The sequence below is a fragment of the Paenibacillus koleovorans NBRC 103111 genome (genome assembly GCF_004000845.1).
In the GTDB taxonomy this organism is placed as follows: Bacteria; Bacillota; Bacilli; order Paenibacillales; family NBRC-103111; genus Paenibacillus_AA; species Paenibacillus_AA koleovorans.
The window spans coordinates 1-17,023 of the sequence record NZ_BIMA01000013.1 but is presented as its reverse complement, the minus strand read 5'-3'; the positions used below and the strand labels follow the sequence as shown (position 1 = coordinate 17,023).

15 protein-coding genes are annotated in these 17,023 nt (G+C 57.9%); 12 read left to right on the top strand and 3 right to left on the bottom strand.

The annotated features are described in order from the left end of the window. Positions 1–14 precede the first annotated feature (14 nt). The 6 genes from PKO02S_RS06335 (at position 15) to PKO02S_RS06310 (ending at position 6,307) form a co-directional block, all read left to right on the top strand. Entirely contained in the window at positions 15–752 is a 738-nt protein-coding gene (locus PKO02S_RS06335; RefSeq protein ID WP_127580263.1) for a ThuA domain-containing protein, read from the top strand. Between the two features lie 134 nt (positions 753–886). Continuing rightward, positions 887–1,993, top strand: a complete 1,107-nt coding sequence (locus PKO02S_RS06330; RefSeq protein ID WP_127580262.1) for a Gfo/Idh/MocA family protein — start codon at positions 887–889, stop codon at positions 1,991–1,993. A gap of 240 nt (positions 1,994–2,233) precedes the next feature. Then, entirely contained in the window at positions 2,234–3,265 is a 1,032-nt protein-coding gene (locus PKO02S_RS06325; protein WP_127580261.1) for an ABC transporter ATP-binding protein, read from the top strand. After that, complete coding sequence (locus PKO02S_RS06320; protein WP_127580260.1) at positions 3,258–3,965, top strand: ABC transporter permease subunit; 708 nt, start codon at positions 3,258–3,260, stop codon at positions 3,963–3,965. The genes PKO02S_RS06325 and PKO02S_RS06320 overlap by 8 nt, the downstream gene beginning before the upstream one ends. 12 nt (positions 3,966–3,977) lie before the next feature. Further along, positions 3,978–5,375 carry a GldG family protein gene (locus PKO02S_RS06315; protein WP_127580259.1) on the top strand — a complete coding sequence of 466 codons (1,398 nt, stop codon included), beginning with the start codon at positions 3,978–3,980 and terminating at the stop codon, positions 5,373–5,375. Beyond that, positions 5,372–6,307, top strand: a complete 936-nt coding sequence (locus PKO02S_RS06310) for a DUF4340 domain-containing protein (protein ID WP_127580258.1) — start codon at positions 5,372–5,374, stop codon at positions 6,305–6,307. Before PKO02S_RS06315 ends, PKO02S_RS06310 begins: the two co-directional genes overlap by 4 nt. Positions 6,308–6,360: 53 nt before the next feature. Here PKO02S_RS06310 and PKO02S_RS06305 read toward each other — a convergent pair whose 3' ends face one another. Beyond that, positions 6,361–6,972: a class I SAM-dependent methyltransferase gene (locus tag PKO02S_RS06305; RefSeq protein ID WP_127580257.1), complete on the bottom strand. Its 612-nt coding sequence runs from the start codon at positions 6,970–6,972 to the stop codon at positions 6,361–6,363. A gap of 159 nt (positions 6,973–7,131) precedes the next feature. On the opposite strand from PKO02S_RS06305, the gene PKO02S_RS06300 reads away from it, so the two are divergent. Both PKO02S_RS06300 and PKO02S_RS06295 read left to right on the top strand, forming a co-directional pair. Continuing rightward, positions 7,132–8,061: an acetamidase/formamidase family protein gene (locus PKO02S_RS06300; RefSeq protein ID WP_127580256.1), complete on the top strand. Its 930-nt coding sequence runs from the start codon at positions 7,132–7,134 to the stop codon at positions 8,059–8,061. A gap of 20 nt (positions 8,062–8,081) precedes the next feature. Beyond that, positions 8,082–9,140: a P-loop NTPase family protein gene (locus tag PKO02S_RS06295; RefSeq protein WP_127580255.1), complete on the top strand. Its 1,059-nt coding sequence runs from the start codon at positions 8,082–8,084 to the stop codon at positions 9,138–9,140. Here PKO02S_RS06295 and PKO02S_RS06290 read toward each other — a convergent pair. Both PKO02S_RS06290 and thyA read right to left on the bottom strand, forming a co-directional pair. Next, entirely contained in the window at positions 9,137–9,640 is a 504-nt protein-coding gene (locus PKO02S_RS06290; RefSeq protein ID WP_127580254.1) for a dihydrofolate reductase, read from the bottom strand. The two genes, PKO02S_RS06295 and PKO02S_RS06290, sit on opposite strands and share 4 nt — an antisense overlap. A gap of 33 nt (positions 9,641–9,673) precedes the next feature. Further along, positions 9,674–10,468, bottom strand: a complete 795-nt coding sequence (thyA, locus tag PKO02S_RS06285; RefSeq protein ID WP_127580253.1) for a thymidylate synthase — start codon at positions 10,466–10,468, stop codon at positions 9,674–9,676. A gap of 256 nt (positions 10,469–10,724) precedes the next feature. On the opposite strand from thyA, the gene PKO02S_RS06280 reads away from it, so the two are divergent. The 4 genes from PKO02S_RS06280 (at position 10,725) to ligA (ending at position 16,786) form a co-directional block, all read left to right on the top strand. Next, positions 10,725–11,342: a PspC domain-containing protein gene (locus PKO02S_RS06280; RefSeq protein WP_127580252.1), complete on the top strand. Its 618-nt coding sequence runs from the start codon at positions 10,725–10,727 to the stop codon at positions 11,340–11,342. Between the two features lie 172 nt (positions 11,343–11,514). Then, entirely contained in the window at positions 11,515–12,228 is a 714-nt protein-coding gene (gene pcrB, locus PKO02S_RS06275) for a heptaprenylglyceryl phosphate synthase (RefSeq protein WP_127580251.1), read from the top strand. A 41-nt stretch (positions 12,229–12,269) separates the two neighbouring features. Then, a complete protein-coding gene (gene pcrA, locus PKO02S_RS06270; RefSeq protein WP_127580250.1) occupies positions 12,270–14,708 on the top strand; it encodes a DNA helicase PcrA in 2,439 nt (812 codons plus the stop codon). 77 nt (positions 14,709–14,785) lie between these two features. Then, a complete protein-coding gene (ligA, locus tag PKO02S_RS06265; RefSeq protein ID WP_127580314.1) occupies positions 14,786–16,786 on the top strand; it encodes an NAD-dependent DNA ligase LigA in 2,001 nt (666 codons plus the stop codon). Positions 16,787–17,023: the final 237 nt, after the last annotated feature.

The following is a 17,023-nucleotide window of genomic DNA, read 5'->3' as shown; positions in this document are numbered from 1 at the left end:
GAGCTGCACGTAGCATGAAAAAAGCATTGATCGTTTGGGGCGGCTGGCTCGGACATCAACCGCAGGAAGTGGCGGAGCTGTTCCGCAACATTCTGGAGGAGGAGCAGTTCGAGGTAGAGGTGTCCGATACGCTGGAAGCGTTCGCCGACGGCGAGAAGCTTAAGGGCCTGGACTTGATTATTCCATGCTGGACAATGGGTGAAATCACGAGAGAGCTCGCCGCGAATGTCTCGAAAGCCGTCCAAAGCGGTGTAGGGCTGGCAGGCTGCCACGGCGGCATGTGCGACTCGTTCCGGATGAACGTGGATTGGCAGTTTATGACGGGCGGGCAATGGGTCGCGCATCCGGGGAGCGACGGAGTAGAGTACGTGGTGAACATCAAGCATTCTTCCAGTTCTCTTTTCGAAGGCATCGACGATTTCGTGGTCAAAAGCGAGCAGTACTACCTCCACGTCGATCCGGCGGTGGAAGTATTGGCGACGACGCGTTTCCCTCTGGCGCCAGGGCCGCATTCCCTGAACAAAGCGGTCGACATGCCTGTAGCCTGGACGAAGCGCTGGGGCGTAGGCCGCGTGTTCTACAACTCGCTCGGCCATCAGGCGAACGTCATCGCCATGCCGGAGACGACGCTCATGATGCGTCGGGGTTTTCTCTGGGCGGCGGAAGGCAAGGCTCGCGCGGTAGAAGCAGCTGCCAAGAAGGCGGCATCGGAAGCGGCATATACGGGCATGGCGGACAGCCAGCAAGGCTAACAAGGCAGCAACCAAGCAGCAAGCAACCAAGGTGCAAGCAACCAAGCTGCCAGAAACCAACCAGACTACTAGGTAACCAGTCGACTGACTACACAAGATCTAACTATATAATGTGTAACGGGGAGCGGATCGGGATGAAAAAGCTGAAAGTAGGCGTAATCGGCTGCGGAAAAATTAGCGGAGCCTATTTGAACAAAGCGCGGCACTTTGACTGTTACGAAATTACCGCTTGCGCCGATTTGGAATTGGATCGGGCGGTTGCCAAGGCGGAGGAATTCAGCCTCGCCAAGGCCTGCACCGTGGAGGAGCTGCTGGCGGATCCGGAGATCGACATTGTCATCAACTTGACCATTCCGCAAGCGCATACGGACATTTGTCTGAAGGCGTTGAACGCCGGCAAGCATGTGTATGTGGAAAAGCCGCTGGCGATCACGAAGGAGGAAGGCAAACAAATCGTCGAGCTCGCCGCGGCCAAAGGGCTGCGCGCCGGCTGCGCGCCGGACACGTTCCTCGGCGGCGGCATCCAAACCTCGATCAAGCTGATCGAGGACGGCTGGATCGGCACGCCGATCGGAGCGACCGCGTTCATGATCGGTCGCGGACACGAGCACTGGCACCCGGCGCCGGACTTCTACTACAAGGTCGGCGGCGGCCCGATGTTCGACATGGGTCCGTACTACTTGACGGCCTTGGTCGCCATGATCGGCCCGATCCGCAAAGTAGCGGGCATGACCAGCACCGCTTACCCGGAGCGTAAAATTCTCAGCCAGCCGCTGTACGGCCAGATGATTCAAGTCGACGTCCCGACCCATGTGGCCGGTTTGCTGGAATTCCACAGCGGCGCGATCGGTACGATCATTACGAGCTTCGACGCGTTCGGCGGCACCAGTCTGCCGCGCATTGAAGTATACGGCAGCCAAGGAACGCTTATCGTGCCGGATCCGAATACGTTCGGCGGCTCGGTGCAGATCCGTCGCGTGGACAAGAAGGAATTCGTTGAAGTGCCGCACACGCATGGCTTCACGGAAGCCGGCCGCGGCCTGGGCGTAGCCGATATGGCGCAAGCGATCCTCTCCGGCCGCCCTCACCGCGCCAGTGCGGAGCTGGCGTATCATGTGCTCGAAGCGATGGAAGGCTTCCATATCGCTTCGGACGGTGGCCGTCACTACGAGATGACCAGCTCGTGCCAACGCCCGACACCATTGCCGCTTGGGTTATCCAACGTCTCTTTGGATGCCTGACCAACAGCTATCGAGCAGAGCGGTCCCGAGAGGGGCCGTTTTTTGTCCTGCCTATGCAAATCGACACATCTTGTTCACAATTTGGACACAATTTTTTAAGCTTATTTTCAGATTGGTTTAAGGTTGGCTTATTGTTTCGGGATTATATTGAGAGGGCTAGAGAGATAGAGAAAAGGTTAGAGAGAAAAGAATAGAGAAACCAGCGATACCTTTATTGTGGAAGAACAGGAGGGTGAACGTGTGTTAGAAGTGAATCAGGTCAGCAAGCTGTACCAGAATGAGCGCGGGGTCCGCAACATCGACTTCTCCATGGCCCGCGGCGAGATCGTAGGTTTCCTGGGGCCGAACGGAGCGGGCAAAACGACGACGATGCGCATGATCACCGGGTATGTGAACCCGACCAAGGGCTCGATCAAGATCGACGGCTTGTCGATGACCGACCATCCGCGCCAGGTTCGCCGTAAAATCGGCTACCTCCCGGAGACGCCGCCGCTGTACCCGGAGATGACGATCTCGTCATACTTGAAGTTCGTGGCCGATTTGCGCGACGTGCCGGTGCGCGAGCAGAAAACCCGCATCGGCGAGGTCATCGAGAAGCTGGGCCTGCAAGGCCGCGAGAAGCAAATCATTCGCAGCCTGTCCAAGGGCTACAAGCAGCGGATCGGTCTGGCGCAGGCGATTCTGCACAAGCCGGATCTGCTGATCATGGACGAGCCTACGTCCGGTCTCGATCCGAAGCAGATTATCGAGATTCGCCAGCTCATTCGCGAGCTCGGGGAGAACCATACGGTTCTGCTCAGCACACACATCCTGCCGGAAGTGAATGCGATCTGCAACCGCGTGTTGATCATCAACCAGGGCCGCATCGTGCTCGACGACCATCCGGACAACATCGGCAACTCGATGAGCGAGAAGTTCGAAGTGAAGCTCGAGGTGCGCGGGCCGAAGAAGGACGTCATCCGCGAGCTGCGCAGCTTGTCGGCGGTCGAGAAGGTCAGGGAGCTCGAGGGTGCCGATCAAGTGGATTCGGCTACGACCCGCCTGCACGTCATCGGGCAAAGCCGTGACGACATTCGCGAGGCGCTGTTCTTCCGTCTGGCGGAGAAGGGCTATCCGATTCTCGAGATGAACAAAGCCAGCCTCAGTCTCGAGGACGTCTTCCTCAAGCTTACAACGAATGAGAGCTCGGTAGCGGTGCAGGACGACGAGTCGGCGGCCAACGACACGGATGCCGATGAAAGCGATGAGACGGAGGTGAAGGGCAATGCGTAGAACATGGGCCATTTGCAAGAAAGAGCTGCAGATGTACTTTTACTCCCCCGTGGCGTATGTGGCATTTGCCTTGTATTTTGTCATTTCCGGTTTTTTCTTCAGTTCGAATTTCATCTATTCGCAAGTAGTGGACGTTCGGATGCTGTCCGGCAATACGACGCTCATTTTCCTGTTCGTCATTCCGCTTCTTACGATGCGTCTTGTATCGGATGAGCTGCGTCAAGGCACGGACGAGCTGCTGCTGACGTCTCCGACTAGCATTGGGGAAATTATAATAGGTAAATATTTGTCCGCGCTAATTGTCCAATTCATGCTGGTGGCGGGAAGCTTGCTGTATCCGTTCATCATGTCCCGTTATGGCGAGCTGGATCAACCGGTGCTGTGGATGATGATGCTGAGCATGTTCCTGACAGGTGCTGCAATGATGGCGGTAGGTTTGTTCGCTTCTTCGCTGTCTGCGCATCAGATGGTGGCGGCCATTGCGGGCTTCGCGATGCTGCTCATTCTCTGGCTGATTGACTGGCTGGGCGATACGATGGGCAAAGGCAGAGAGCTGTTCGCGAAATTTTCCATCGTGGGAAGAGGCCGAAATTTTGACAAAGGCATTCTCGACTTTTCGGATTTCTTGTTCTTCGTCATGCTGGCGGCGGTATTCGTCCTGCTCAGCATTCAAATTCTGGAACGCAAACGGTTGAGATAGGGGGGAAGATGGGTGAATAATAAGTGGATTCGCGGTACGAATGCTACGGTGTTGTCCCTGGCGGTCATCGGCATCTTTATTGTCGCTACGATCTTCCTCGGCTCGCTGAAAGGCGTTCAATGGGATTTGACCAAAAACAAGCAATACACGTTGTCCGACCAGACGCTGAGCTTCCTGAAGAAGCTGGATAAAGAGATCAAGATAACAGCGTTCACCGGCGCCCAGCAGCAATCGGATGCGATCATGAATCGGCACGTCCTCGATATGCTGAGAGAATATGAGAAGCGCAGCAGCCGCATTACGGTGGAAGAGATCGACCCGATCAAAGAGCCGAGCAAAGCCCAGCAGTATCAAATCGATTCGCTCGGCACTACGGTGTTCGAGATGGGCGACAAGCAGATGAAGGTATACAGCTATGAGCTGTTCGGTCAAGGGTCCACCCAATCGACATACGCGTTCTCAGGGGAAGAAAAGTTTACGCAGACGCTGATCAGCCTCATTTCCGACGCGAAGCATCAGGTCTACTTCCTGACGGGCCACAACGAGCTGCCGGCGGGGCAGATGTCCGTCTTCCGCTCCTCGCTGGAGAGTGCCGGGTATACAATCGGTGAGCTGAATCTGTTCAAGGACGGCAAAATTCCGGACGACGCTGAAGCGGTGTTCCTGATCGGACCTCAGAACGACTTGGATGAGAAGGAAGCCACGGCGCTCAAGGACTATGTGAAGGACAAAGGCAAGCTGTACATCTCGATCGGGTATGCCAAGGACTTAACGAAGTGGAAGCACATCAACGATCTTCTGGCGGCGATCAACGTCAAGAACCCGAATGCCATCGCGCTGGAGACCGGACGCACCTCGCTGACCGACCAACTGACGATCATTCCGGAATACAGCCTGCATGTGATCGTCGACAAGCTGTCGAGGGAAGACCGCGTCACCGTCCTGCCGCTGGCTCTGGTGCTGCAAACCGACACCGCGAACACTGATTTCCGAGCGAATGCGTTGCTCACTACGACCGACAAGGCGTATGGCGAAACCGATCTGGCCACGCTAACGACTACTAACAAAACAACAAACGGCGACACCGACCTGAAGGGGCCGCTCGACCTGGCCTACGCGATTCAGGACAAGGACAACAAGCCGAAAGCGATCGTCATCGGCAACACGCAATTCCTGATGGACCAGGTTATCGGGCAGCAAGGCAACAAGGATTTTGCTCTCAATGCGGTCAGTTGGCTGCAAGAGCAAACCGACATGATCACGATTCGTCCGCGCGAGGAAGCGCAGGTACAGCAAGTGTTCCTTATGCCGAGCGATCGTAACAAAATCTTGTACGGCTCCGTCGTCGGCTTCCCGCTGCTGTTCCTCGTCATCGGCGGCGTGATCTGGTGGAGGAGGAGAAAAGGATGAAGCGTTTCTTACCGACGATCATCCTGGTGGTTCTCTGTATTGCAGGGTTCATCTATGCATCGAGTCAAAATTTCTTCAAAGAGGAGGAGGAGCAGACCGCCAAGGCGCTCCTCGCTATTAAGGAAGAGGATGTCACCAGCTATCGCATCAAGACGGCGGCGGATGAGGTCGAGCTGCAGCGCAAGGATGCTGGGTGGACGATGACGAAGCCTTCGGCTATGCCGCTCGCACCGTTCGAAGCCGACGGCTGGTTGAACGGGTTCATCTCGGTCACGCAGGAGGGCGTCGTCGACGCCAGTCCGGCTGACCTGGGCAAGTTCGGCCTCGCATCGCCGACGGAGGAGTATGAGGTGACGCTGAAGAACGGCAGCAAGACGACGCTGCAGATCGGCTCGCCGCTGCCGATTTACGGGTACTACTATGCGAAGCTGAAAGAAACGGCGCCGGTGTACAAGTTGCCGGAGACTAGCGTGAGGATATTGCAGAAAACCCCGCTCGACTTCATACAGAAGATGCCGATCAATATCGGGTACAACGATTTGACCGGCGCTACCGTAACGTGGAACGGCGCTTCCAAGTCGCTGGCCAAGTCCGACCCCGCCAAGACGGCGAGCGAATCGGCCTGGAAGCTGGACGGCAAGGAAGTCACGGGAACGGATGCGACGGATTATTTGGACCAAATACTGTTGTTCTCCACCGAAGAGCTCTTGAAGGCGGCTTCCTCGCTCAAGCTCGACGCGCCGGAGCTGAAGCTTGAACTCAAGGTGAAGAAGGACGGCAAAGATTCTACAGAGACATATACCGGTAAAGTGGATGGAGAGAGCGTTTGGATCGTGAAGCAGGGCGACGCATGGGCATATTCGATTCCGAAGATGACCGTGGAGGATATGTTCGATGCGTTGGTGCCGCCGGCCCCGGCGCCAGCTCAATAATAGGACGAGAAAGCCTTCTCCCGCGGCTGCGGGGGAAGGCTTCTTTCGTCTGGTTAGGCAAGCACCAGCCCTTGGAAATGCGGCGCGCCGTCCTCCATCGGGACCGTCTCGAACCGGACGATGCGGAACATTTCCTCGACGACGGAGAGCAGTTGCGTGTCGCTGTACATCGAGAAGAAACGTTTGGGCACGTAATGGTCCTTCTCCCAGATCCCTTCCGAGTCCGGTCCCCCGTACACGCCCAGGAAGAACAGCCCGCCCGGCTTCAGCACGCGGCGAATCTCGGCCAGCACCGCCGGGAGCTCCTGCTTCGGCACGTGCAGCAGGCAGTTCAAAGCATAGACGCCATCGAACGACTTGTCCGGGAAGTCCAATCGACCGAAGTCCATCACATGCGCCTTCAGCCCCTTCTCCCGGCACAGCCGCACCATCTCCGGCGATAAGTCGGTGCTCGTCACATCCAGCCCCTCGAGCTGGAAGAACAAGCTGTCGCGGCCCGGTCCGGCCCCGATCTCGAGCAGCTTGCGTGCGCCCGCCTCCTCTAGCAGCTGCAAGTAAGTCCCTCGCATGCGCGCCTTCCAATCGGCGACCTCCATCCCATTGCGTTCCTCGGCATGGTGGTTGTAGGATTCCACCAATTGCTCCTTGATTGTAACCTCCATCATTGACCGCTCGCTCCTTTCTCTGATCCGATCCTAGTTCATCTTACTCATCATAACCCGAACATTTGTTTGTGTCAAACCAAGGCGGGAAATAATTTATTGCATTAAAAAGTAATAATAGTTACTATATAAAGTAATTACAATGCTTGAGGAGGGAGTACAATGGCAATCCATGCTATCATGCCCGAACGGTCGACGCTTCATGGCTCTTTTTCCCGCGACACGGCACCCGCGTTAACGATCGATTCCGGCGATACGGTTAGGTTCAACACGCTGGATGCAGGGTGGGGGCTGGAGCCGTTCTCCGCACAAGGGGGAAGGCAACGGTTCGCTAGGGAGGGTGAAAAGGATCGAGGCCACGCCTTGTGCGGGCCGGTAGCGATTCGAGGCGCGGAGCCGGGCATGACACTGGAGATTCGCATTAACGAAATTATCCCGGGCACATGGGGGTGGAATGGAGCGGGCGGCTTCGCGCATCCCAATAATGTTCGTTTGGGGATTGCCGACGGGGAGGAGCTGCAGCTGAATTGGGAGCTGAACCCTCGGACCCTGGTAGGCACTAGCGCGCTGGGACATAAAGTCGCGCTGCGACCGTTTATGGGCGTGATGGGGTTGGCTCCGGCAGAGCCCGGGCTGCACACCACTTTCATTCCGAGACCGGCCGGAGGCAATCTCGATTGCAAAGAGTTGGTCGCAGGCAGTACATTATTTTTGCCGATTGAAGTACAGACTGGATTATTCTCTGTTGGAGACGGACATGCGGTACAGGGAGACGGAGAAGTCGGCGTGCCGGCGCTGGAATGCCCGATGGAGCGGGTTGACCTGACGTTCCGCGTACGCAACGACATGCCGATCACCCTACCCCGTGCGAAAACAAACTCAGCATGGATCACGTTCGGGTTTCACGAGGACTTGAATGAGGCGCGCATGCTGGCGTTGGAAAATATGCTCGATCTAATGAAGGAGCTGTACGGGTATGAGCGGCGTCTCGCTTTGGCTTTGGCCAGCCTTGTCGTGGACCTGCGCATAACGCAAATCGTGAACGGCGTACAAGGGGTTCATGCCGTACTGCCTCACGGATCGATCACATAGAACAGGCGGTGTTGTTAAAAATGAACGACGATCTGCAATTGAATGTCCCGCTGCTGCGGCGGCGAGTGCCGAACTTGACCTCGACCGCCAGAGCAGCCGGATTAAGACCGGCTACGGTGTCCAACCTGTGCACCGGCAAAATCCCGATCGGCCGCGCCGAAGTCCGTACCCTCGCCACGCTCGCGATGCTGGCGGGCTGCACGCTCGACGAGCTGCTCATCCGCGGCGGCGGAGCCGGCATGCTCGAGACGGGCATCAAGTGCCTCGACCTGTTCGCCCCGCTTGTCCGGGGCGGCGCGGTAGGGCTTGTCGCCCGGCCAGGCATGGGGCAGCTGGCGCTGCTGACCGAGCTGATGCTTCGGCTGAAGGGCCGGGAGACGGCAACGGTGTTCTGGGTGCCGGCGAACCGGGCCAAGGGCGTGGACGAGGCCGCCCAAGAGGCCGAACGAGCCTGCGAATCGCTGCAGGAGACGTTCGAGGCGGTCGTCTCGCTGCGCGAGGAGCGCGATGTGCTGCTGGCGGCCGACCGCGAGACGGTGCTGTCCGGCGAATGGTTCGAGCTGCGGGAGCGGCTGCAGCTGGCAGGCGCTCGCCATGTCACGCTGCTGCTCGTCGACACGCGCGGGGAAGCGGTCGACGAAGAAGCCCCATACGGACCGCTCGATACGCTGTGGCGGTTCGATATGGGGCTCATCGCGCGCGGGATGTACCCGGCGATCGATCCGGTGGCCTCGACCTCGATCCTGTCCGAGGGGGCGCAGCTGGATACCGTTCATCTGGCGCTGCAGCAGCGGGCACGCAAATGCCTGCGCCGGTACCGCGAGCTGAGAACGCTGGTAGAAGCAAGAGGCATCGAGCCGCCGGAGCACGAGCGCCAAAGGTACCGCACCGGGGAGCGGCTGGAAGCGTTCCTGACGCAGCCGTTCTACCTCGCCGAGCCGTTCACCGGCCGCAAGGGCGTCACGGTCCCGCTTGCCGACACGCTAGGCGGCGTGCGCCGCATCCTAGAGGGCGCGGCCGACGAGATGGAGCCGCAAGCGCTCCTGTACAGCGGTCGCCTGGAGCTCAGCAGCGGCTAAGCGCGCTCGTACACCGAGAACACGTAAGCGTAAGGATTTTTCTCATCGGTCAAACCCGGCTCCCGCGCTACTTCCTTCCAGGCGGACTCGTCGTACGGAGGGAAGTGCGCGTCGCCTTCAAAAGCGTGATCGATGTGTGTCACATAGAGCCGATCGGCATATGGCAAGAACAATCCGTATACCTCGGAGCCTCCGATGACGAACACGGTTTCCTGCTCCGCCAACCGCAGTCCTTCCTCCAACGAGTGGATCACGGTGCAGCCTTCAGGCGCGTGAAAGCTGCGGTCGCGAGTCAGTATCACGTTATGTCGGTTTGGCAGCGGCTTGCTGCGGATCGACTCGAACGTCTTGCGTCCCATCACAATCGTATGTCCGGTCGTCACGCGCCGGAAGTAAGCCTGCTCCGCGGGCAGCCGCCAAGGCATGCCGTTGTCGCGGCCGATCAGCCGATTGCGGTCCATGGCCCAGATCAGGCTTAGCGAAGGTTTATTTTCAGACATAGCTGCAGCTCCTCAACAAAAACTATATGACGTTCAGATCGCAATAGGCGCTTTGATCGACGGGTGGTACTGGTAGCCGGCAAACTCGAAATCCTCATACTTATAATCGAAGATCGAGTCAGGCTTGCGCTTGATCACCAGCGTAGGCAGCGGGTATGGCTCCCGCGACAGCTGCAGGTCCACCTGCTCCAGATGGTTCAAATACAAATGCACGTCCCCGCCGGTCCAGACCAAATCCCCCGCCTCCAGCCCGCACTGCTGTGCCGCCATATGAGTGAGCAGAGCATAACTCGCCAGATTGAAAGGCAATCCTAAGAACGTGTCCACCGAACGCATCTGGAACATCAGCGACAGCTTCCCGCCCGCCACATAGAACTGGAACGCATAGTGGCAAGGAGGCAGCGCCATCCCTTCAACTTCCCCTACATTCCAAGCGCTGACCAGATGGCGGCGGGAATCGGGATTTTGCTGAATCGCCCGGATCACTTGGCTGATCTGATCAACCGTGCGGCCGTCGGCCGTCCGCCACGTGCGCCATTGCGAGCCGTACACCGGACCGAGATTGCCTTCGGCATCGGCCCATTCATCCCAGATCGTCACGCCGTGATCCGTCAAATATTTCGTATTCGTCACCCCGCTCAGAAACCACAGCAGCTCGTGCACGACCGATTTCAGATGAATCCGTTTCGTCGTTACAAGCGGAAACCCTTGCTGCAGATCGAATCGCAGTTGTCGCCCGAACACGGATAAAGTGCCCGTCCCGGTGCGGTCCTCCTTGCGAACCCCGTTTTGTTTGATATCCTCAAGCAGCTCCAAATAGCTTTTCATCTCTCGCTTCTCCCAGTCATCCGTCTTGTGCTTATCAACTCATTATAGCAAAAAAGGGAGCGTTTCCGGAACAGCAGGGCGAACGTTCGTTTTCCCTTTGCAGTCGGTCCGATTTGAGTTACGATAATAGAGGTGTCCAAAACACTTTAGAGCACCCCGACCTGAGTCTAGGAAAACGACCGACCGGGGTCCGTTTCCGGCGAACGGCGCCTGCGATACAATAGAGACAAATCAGAAGGCAAAAGGGATGATATAGATGAACAAATTGTACCGATCCCGCACCGATTCGAAGCTGTTCGGACTGTGCGGCGGCTTGGCTCAAATGATCAACGTCGATTCTACGCTGCTGCGCGTGATCGTCATCATAACCGCATTTTTCTCGGGAGGGACGGTCATACCGCTGTACTTTATCGCCTGCCTTGTCATTCCGAAGGAGCCGGTGTTTGAGTTCCAGAACCCGCACGCTCACACGAATGGAGGCTACTACAACACGTACAACGGCTCCACGCACGGCACGGGCGGCCCGCGACAGCCTTACAGCAACGGCAATCCAGGTCAAGGTCCGCATACGCCTTACAACACTTCGACGGGGCGTTCGACAGGTTATCAAACCGGGCCGATCCCAGGACAGCAGGGGTATTCCGTACCGACGCAAGGCTTCAACCAACCTCCGGGAGCGACGCACACTCCTCCCCCTACAGCCTCGCCTGCGCATGGCCAGCCTGGCCGTCCGAATGAAGCTACGATCGACGAGATGATGCGGGATATGGAGAAAAAAATGCTGCAACGCGAAATCGAGGAGCTGCGGGCGAAGGTGGCCCAATTCGAGCAGCAGCGGAACCGTCGGAACGGGGAAGAAGAAGGACAATCTTAATAATAGAAGCAGAAGAGCTGCGGCGGCTACGGCCTGTTGGCAGCTTTTTTGTCCAGCGGAGCGCCTTGTCAGAATTGGCGAACATACATTCGCTACAAACCATTTGACACCCCTATCGCTCTCGCATAGACTGAAAGTAAGGAAGACCATGGACAAGCGAGGTTAGCGGAAGTTGAGAATCGAAATCAGCCGTTGGAAGCATGTTTTTAAGCTCGATCCCGACAAGGAGCTGGCGGACGAGGCACTGGAGCGCATCTGCGAATCCGGCACGGATGCCGTCATCGTCGGCGGTTCGACAGGCGTCACCTTCGACAATACGGTCGACCTGCTGGCCCGGATTCGGCGGTACGAGCTGCCTTGCGTCCTGGAAGTGTCCGATCTGGAGGCGATTGTGCCGGGGTTTGATCTGTACCTCATCCCGATCGTGCTGAATGCGTCGGATCCCGACTGGATCGTGGGCAAGCATATGGAAGCGATTCGCGAATACGGCCCCATGATGCATTGGGAGCAAGTGGCGGCGGAGGGCTATGTCATCTTGAACGGAGCGTCGGCGGCAGCCCGGTTGACGGGAGCTCGCACCGAGCTGGATGTTCGGGATGTGACCGCGTACGCTCGGTTGTCCGAACGGATGTTTCATTTTCCGATCTTTTATGTGGAGTACAGCGGCGTATTCGGCGATATGGAGCTGGTGCGGCGGGTGGCAGCGGTGCTGGAGCGGAGCCGATTGTTCTACGGGGGCGGCATCGACGGCGCGGAACGGGCGATAGAAGCGGCGCGAGCGGCGCATACGATCGTAGTCGGCAACATTGTATATGAAGATTTGGAGCGGGCTTTGGCAACCGTTCGGGCGGTCCGTGAAGCGGAATCGGCTGACGGCGGAGCATGAGCCGCGTTTTGATAATAAAGTAGAAAGGTTGTTTACACGTCATGAATGCTAATTTTCCACTCGACATCCATCAGGCGGTAACGAAGCTGAATCCGGAGCAGAAGCGGGCGGTCGAGACCGTCTCGGGGCCGGTGCTTATTATGGCTGGAGCGGGCAGCGGCAAGACCCGGGTGCTGACGCACCGGATCGCCTATTTGATTGCGACGCGCAAGGCCGCGCCTTGGAGCATTCTGGCCATCACGTTCACGAACAAAGCGGCGCGCGAGATGCAGGAGCGGGTGAGCAAGCTGGTCGGCCCGTCGGCGAACGATATTTGGGTATCGACCTTCCACTCCATGTGTGTCAAAATTTTGCGCCGCGACATCGGACGGATTGGATTCTCGTCCAGCTTTACGATTCTGGATTCGACCGACCAGTTGTCCGTCATCAAGACTTGCATGAAGGAACTGAACCTGGACACGAAGAAATTCGAGCCTAAGGCAATTCAGGCGGAGCTGGGCAATGCCAAGAACGAGTTGATTACGCCGGAGCGCTACGAGCAGAAGGCCGGAAGCGATTATTTCAAGAGCAGAGTCGCCCAGGTGTATACGCTGTATCAGAGGAAGCTGAGAAGCAACAACTCGCTCGATTTCGACGACCTGATCATGAAGACGACGGAGCTGTTCAAGCAAGTGCCGGAGGTGCTGGAGTTTTACCAGAACAAGTTCCAGTACATCCATGTCGACGAGTACCAGGACACGAACCGGGCGCAATACATGCTGTGCCGGATGCTGGCGGACAAGCACCACAACATCTGCGTCGTCGGCGACTCGGACCAGTCGATTTATCGCTGGAGAGGCGCGGATATTACGAACATCTTGAACTTTGAGGAGGATTACCCGGAATCGACCGCGGTTTATCTGGAGCAGAACTATCGCTCGACCTCGAACATTCTGGACGCGGCGAATTCGGTCATCAACAACAATACAGGGCGCAAGCCGAAGCGGCTATGGACGGATCAAAAGGGCGGCGATAAGCTAAAGGTTTATTTGGCCGACTCGGAGCATGCGGAAGGCTATTATGTGGCGAATGAAATTTTGCAAAACCGCCGGAAGCACAATCGGCCATACGCCGACCATGCCGTGCTGTACCGGACGAATGCGCAATCCCGGGTCATCGAGGAAATTTTCATCAAGTCCGAAATCCCTTATCAGATCGTCGGAGGTATCAAATTCTACGATCGGAAAGAAATTAAGGACATTCTGGCTTACTTAAGGCTCGTCTCCAATCCGGACGACGACATCAGCCTGGCGCGCATCATCAACGTGCCAAAGCGGGGCATAGGCGATACGACCGTAGATAAGCTGGCGGAAGCGGCCGCGGCGCGGAGCATCTCGATCTTCGACATGCTGGGGCATGTCGATGCGATGGAGCTGAGCGCTCGATTCCGCGGCGCGCTCACGGAATTTTACAACATGATTCGGGCGCTGCATGCGATGGTCGAATATTTGTCCGTCACCGAGCTGACCGAGAAGATGCTCGAGATGGTGAGGTACCGCGAGGAGCTGGAGCGCGAGAATACGATCGAGTCCAAGTCCCGGCTCGAGAACATAGACGAGTTCTTGTCCGTGACGATGGACTTCGAGAAACGCAACGAGGACAAGTCGCTGGTCAGCTTCCTCACCGATCTTGCGCTCATCGCGGACATCGATGCGGTGGGCAAGGACGAGGAAGAGGCGACCAAGGACAACGTCGTTCTCATGACGATGCATAGCGCCAAGGGTTTGGAGTTCCCCGTTGTTTTCGTCATCGGCATGGAGGAAGGCGTCTTCCCGCACAGCCGAGCGTTCCTGGACAACGAAGAGCTGGAGGAAGAGCGCCGGCTCGCTTATGTCGGCATCACCCGTGCGGAGAAGCAGCTGTACTTGACCTGCGCCCGGATGCGCACGTTGTTCGGGAAGACGAATTCGAGCCCGCCTTCGCGGTTCTTGAAGGAAGTGCCGGAGGCGCTCGTCGAGTGGGTCTCGAGCGGCGGCTCGGGGTTCGGGTCCGCCGGCAGCTACGGCGGGGGCGGCTACGGCAGCGGAGGCTACGGGCGCTCGAGCGGCGGCACCGGCGGGTATGGCGGCGGCTACAGCGGTAGCGCCGCCGGCGGAGCCGGAGCAGCGGCCTTTGGCGCCCGGAGCGGCGCTGCCGGCACTTCTGGCGGCGGCTTCGGCCAGCCGGCCGCCGGCCGTTTTGGCACCGCGGCATCGGCCGCGGCGCGCAGTGTTGGGGCGGCGGCCCCGGGGAGCCGCCCTGCAGGTGCCGGCGGCCCCGCGGGGGGCGGGCCGGCGACGGCGTTCGGCAACGGAGACAAGGTGTCCCACGGCAAGTGGGGCACCGGGGTCGTCGTTGCCGTGAAGGGCAGCGGCGACGATACGGAGCTGCAGATTGCTTTTCCCGCGCCGGTAGGCGTGAAGCGGCTGCTGGCGAAGTTCGCGCCGATTACGAAGGTATAGTGGAACATTTCGGACGAGAGGATCGTGAACCTGTGTCGGAAGCGAACGATGTAGTGGAGAAGGACGTTCTGGACACCATGAAGCGGCTGATCGAGGAGATCAGCGGGCATAATCACGCTTACTATACGCTCGACCAGCCTGTGCTCAGCGACAAGGAATACGACGAGCTGTATGACCGCCTCGTAGCGATGGAGCGGGAGACGGGCATCGTGCTCCCGCATTCCCCTACGCAGCGAGTAGGCGGCGAGCTGCTGGACGATTTCGTGCCGCATCGCCATCTGGCCCGGCTCTGGAGCCTGGACAAGGCGCAGAACCAGGAAGATCTGCTGGTATGGCATGCCCGAGTGCTGAAGCTGATCAACGACTACAATACGAAGCATCCGGAGGAAGAGCCTCTTCCGGCACCTAGCTACGTCGTGGAGCTGAAGTTCGACGGCCTCTCGCTGAACTTGACTTACGACGGCGGTCGGCTTGTACAAGCTTCGACGCGCGGGAACGGTGTCGTGGGCGAAGGCATCCTGGCGCAGGTGAAGACGATCAAATCGATTCCGCTGGAAATCCCTTATAAAGAAGGAATTATCGAAGTCCAGGGCGAGGGCATGATGTTCTTGTCCGTCTTCGAGGAGTACAACAAGACAGCAATCGAGCGGCTCAAGAACGCGCGCAATGCGGCTGCGGGAGCGCTTCGCAACAAAAATCCGAAGATGACGGCCGAGCGCAAGCTCAATGCCTTCATTTATAATATCGGGTACTCGGACAATATCCGGTTCCAGGACCACCAAGAGTTGGTCGCCTTCCTGCGCGACAACCGGTTCAAGGTCAACCCATACATCAAATTTTTCGACTCGATCGAAGAAGTCGCGGCGGAGCTGACTCATTTGGAGTCGATTCGCCACACGTTCGACTATTTGATCGACGGTGCCGTCGTGAAGCTGGCCGATATGCGTACTCGCGAAGTGTTCGGCTATACGGACAAATTCCCGCGATGGGCGGTCGCCTTCAAGTTCGAGGCGGAGGAGACGACTACGATTCTCGAGTCCGTCACTTGGGAAATCGGGCGTACCGGCAAGCTGACGCCGGTGGCGACCGTTGAGGCGGTCGATCTCGCAGGCGTTACCGTGCAGAAGTGCACCCTCAACAATATCGGCGATATCGAGCGGAAACGGTTGAAGTTTGCTCTGGGCACCTCCGTCTTCATCCGCCGGTCGAACGATGTCATTCCGGAAATTCTCGGCAAAGTGACCAACGAGGACGATGGCGCGGAGATCGTGGTGCCGCTCGTTTGTCCGGCTTGCGTGACGGAGCTGGAGCAGCGCGGAGCGCATCTTTTCTGCCCGAACCGTCTCGGCTGCAAGCCGCAGATGATCGGACGAATCGCCCATTTCGCTTCCCGCGACGCGATGGACATCGAGACGTTCAGCGTCATGACGGCGGACCAGTTGTACGACCATCTGGACGTGCATGATCCGGCTGATCTGTATGACCTCCAGTTCGAGGACCTGATCAAGCTGGAGCGGTTCGGCGACAAAAAAGCGAAAAAGCTGCTAGAGGCGCTCGAGAAGAGCAAGGGGCGGGATCTCGCCTCCTTCTTGTTCGCCCTTGGGATCAACAATACCGGCAAGACCACGACCAAAGTGCTCGCCGACCACTTCGGCAGCCTGGACGCCCTGATGGCGGCTTCGGCCGAGGAGCTGACGACGCTGCCGGATATCGGCGGCATCGTAGCCGACAGCATCGTGTCGTTCTTCGCCGATGCGACGATGCGTCGCAGCGTAGAGCGCATGCAGGCCGCCGGGATCAACCCGATCGTGGAGCGCGCGGCGGCGCCGGCCAACACCGACCACGTCTTCTACGGGAAGACGGTGGTGTTGACCGGCACGCTGTCGACGATGGGTCGCGATGAGGCGGCCAAGAAGCTCGAGGCGCTCGGCGCCAAGGTATCCGGTAGCGTATCGAAGAAGACGGACTTCGTTATTGCGGGCGAAGCGGCCGGCAGCAAGCTGGCCAAAGCACGAGAGCTGGGCGTCGCCGTAATCGACGACGAGGCCGAATTGGTCCGCCTTCTCGAAGGCGTTTGATCTGGAATATGTTGGAAATAAAAAGCAGCCCATAAAAGGGTTGCTTTTCTTTTTGGAACCTGCTATTATATGTTCTTGTGACCGACAAACTTCGCCAAATACGGCGCTCGGAAGTCGGGACCAAAGTTCCTTGAAAACTGAACAAATGCATGACGAAATAGCGTTTTGCAACAAATGCTAGTTTAGTAATGAGTACAATCAGATTCACCTTAATGGAGAGTTTGATCCTGGCTCAGG

Bases quoted from the DNA above. Each gene is read 5' to 3' on its own strand.
- PKO02S_RS06280 (WP_127580252.1), top strand. From the start codon at position 10,725: ATGAACAAATTGTACCGATCCCGCACCGATTCGAAGCTGTTCGGACTG.
- PKO02S_RS06310 (WP_127580258.1), top strand. From the start codon at position 5,372: ATGAAGCGTTTCTTACCGACGATCATCCTGGTGGTTCTCTGTATTGCA.
- PKO02S_RS06290 (WP_127580254.1), bottom strand. From the start codon at position 9,640: ATGTCTGAAAATAAACCTTCGCTAAGCCTGATCTGGGCCATGGACCGC.
- PKO02S_RS06300 (WP_127580256.1), top strand. From the start codon at position 7,132: ATGGCAATCCATGCTATCATGCCCGAACGGTCGACGCTTCATGGCTCT.
- PKO02S_RS06335 (WP_127580263.1), top strand. From the start codon at position 15: ATGAAAAAAGCATTGATCGTTTGGGGCGGCTGGCTCGGACATCAACCG.
- PKO02S_RS06320 (WP_127580260.1), top strand. From the start codon at position 3,258: ATGCGTAGAACATGGGCCATTTGCAAGAAAGAGCTGCAGATGTACTTT.
- PKO02S_RS06295 (WP_127580255.1), top strand. From the start codon at position 8,082: ATGAACGACGATCTGCAATTGAATGTCCCGCTGCTGCGGCGGCGAGTG.
- PKO02S_RS06330 (WP_127580262.1), top strand. From the start codon at position 887: ATGAAAAAGCTGAAAGTAGGCGTAATCGGCTGCGGAAAAATTAGCGGA.
- ligA (WP_127580314.1), top strand. From the start codon at position 14,786: ATGAAGCGGCTGATCGAGGAGATCAGCGGGCATAATCACGCTTACTAT.
- pcrA (WP_127580250.1), top strand. From the start codon at position 12,270: ATGAATGCTAATTTTCCACTCGACATCCATCAGGCGGTAACGAAGCTG.
- PKO02S_RS06305 (WP_127580257.1), bottom strand. From the start codon at position 6,972: ATGATGGAGGTTACAATCAAGGAGCAATTGGTGGAATCCTACAACCAC.
- thyA (WP_127580253.1), bottom strand. From the start codon at position 10,468: ATGAAAAGCTATTTGGAGCTGCTTGAGGATATCAAACAAAACGGGGTT.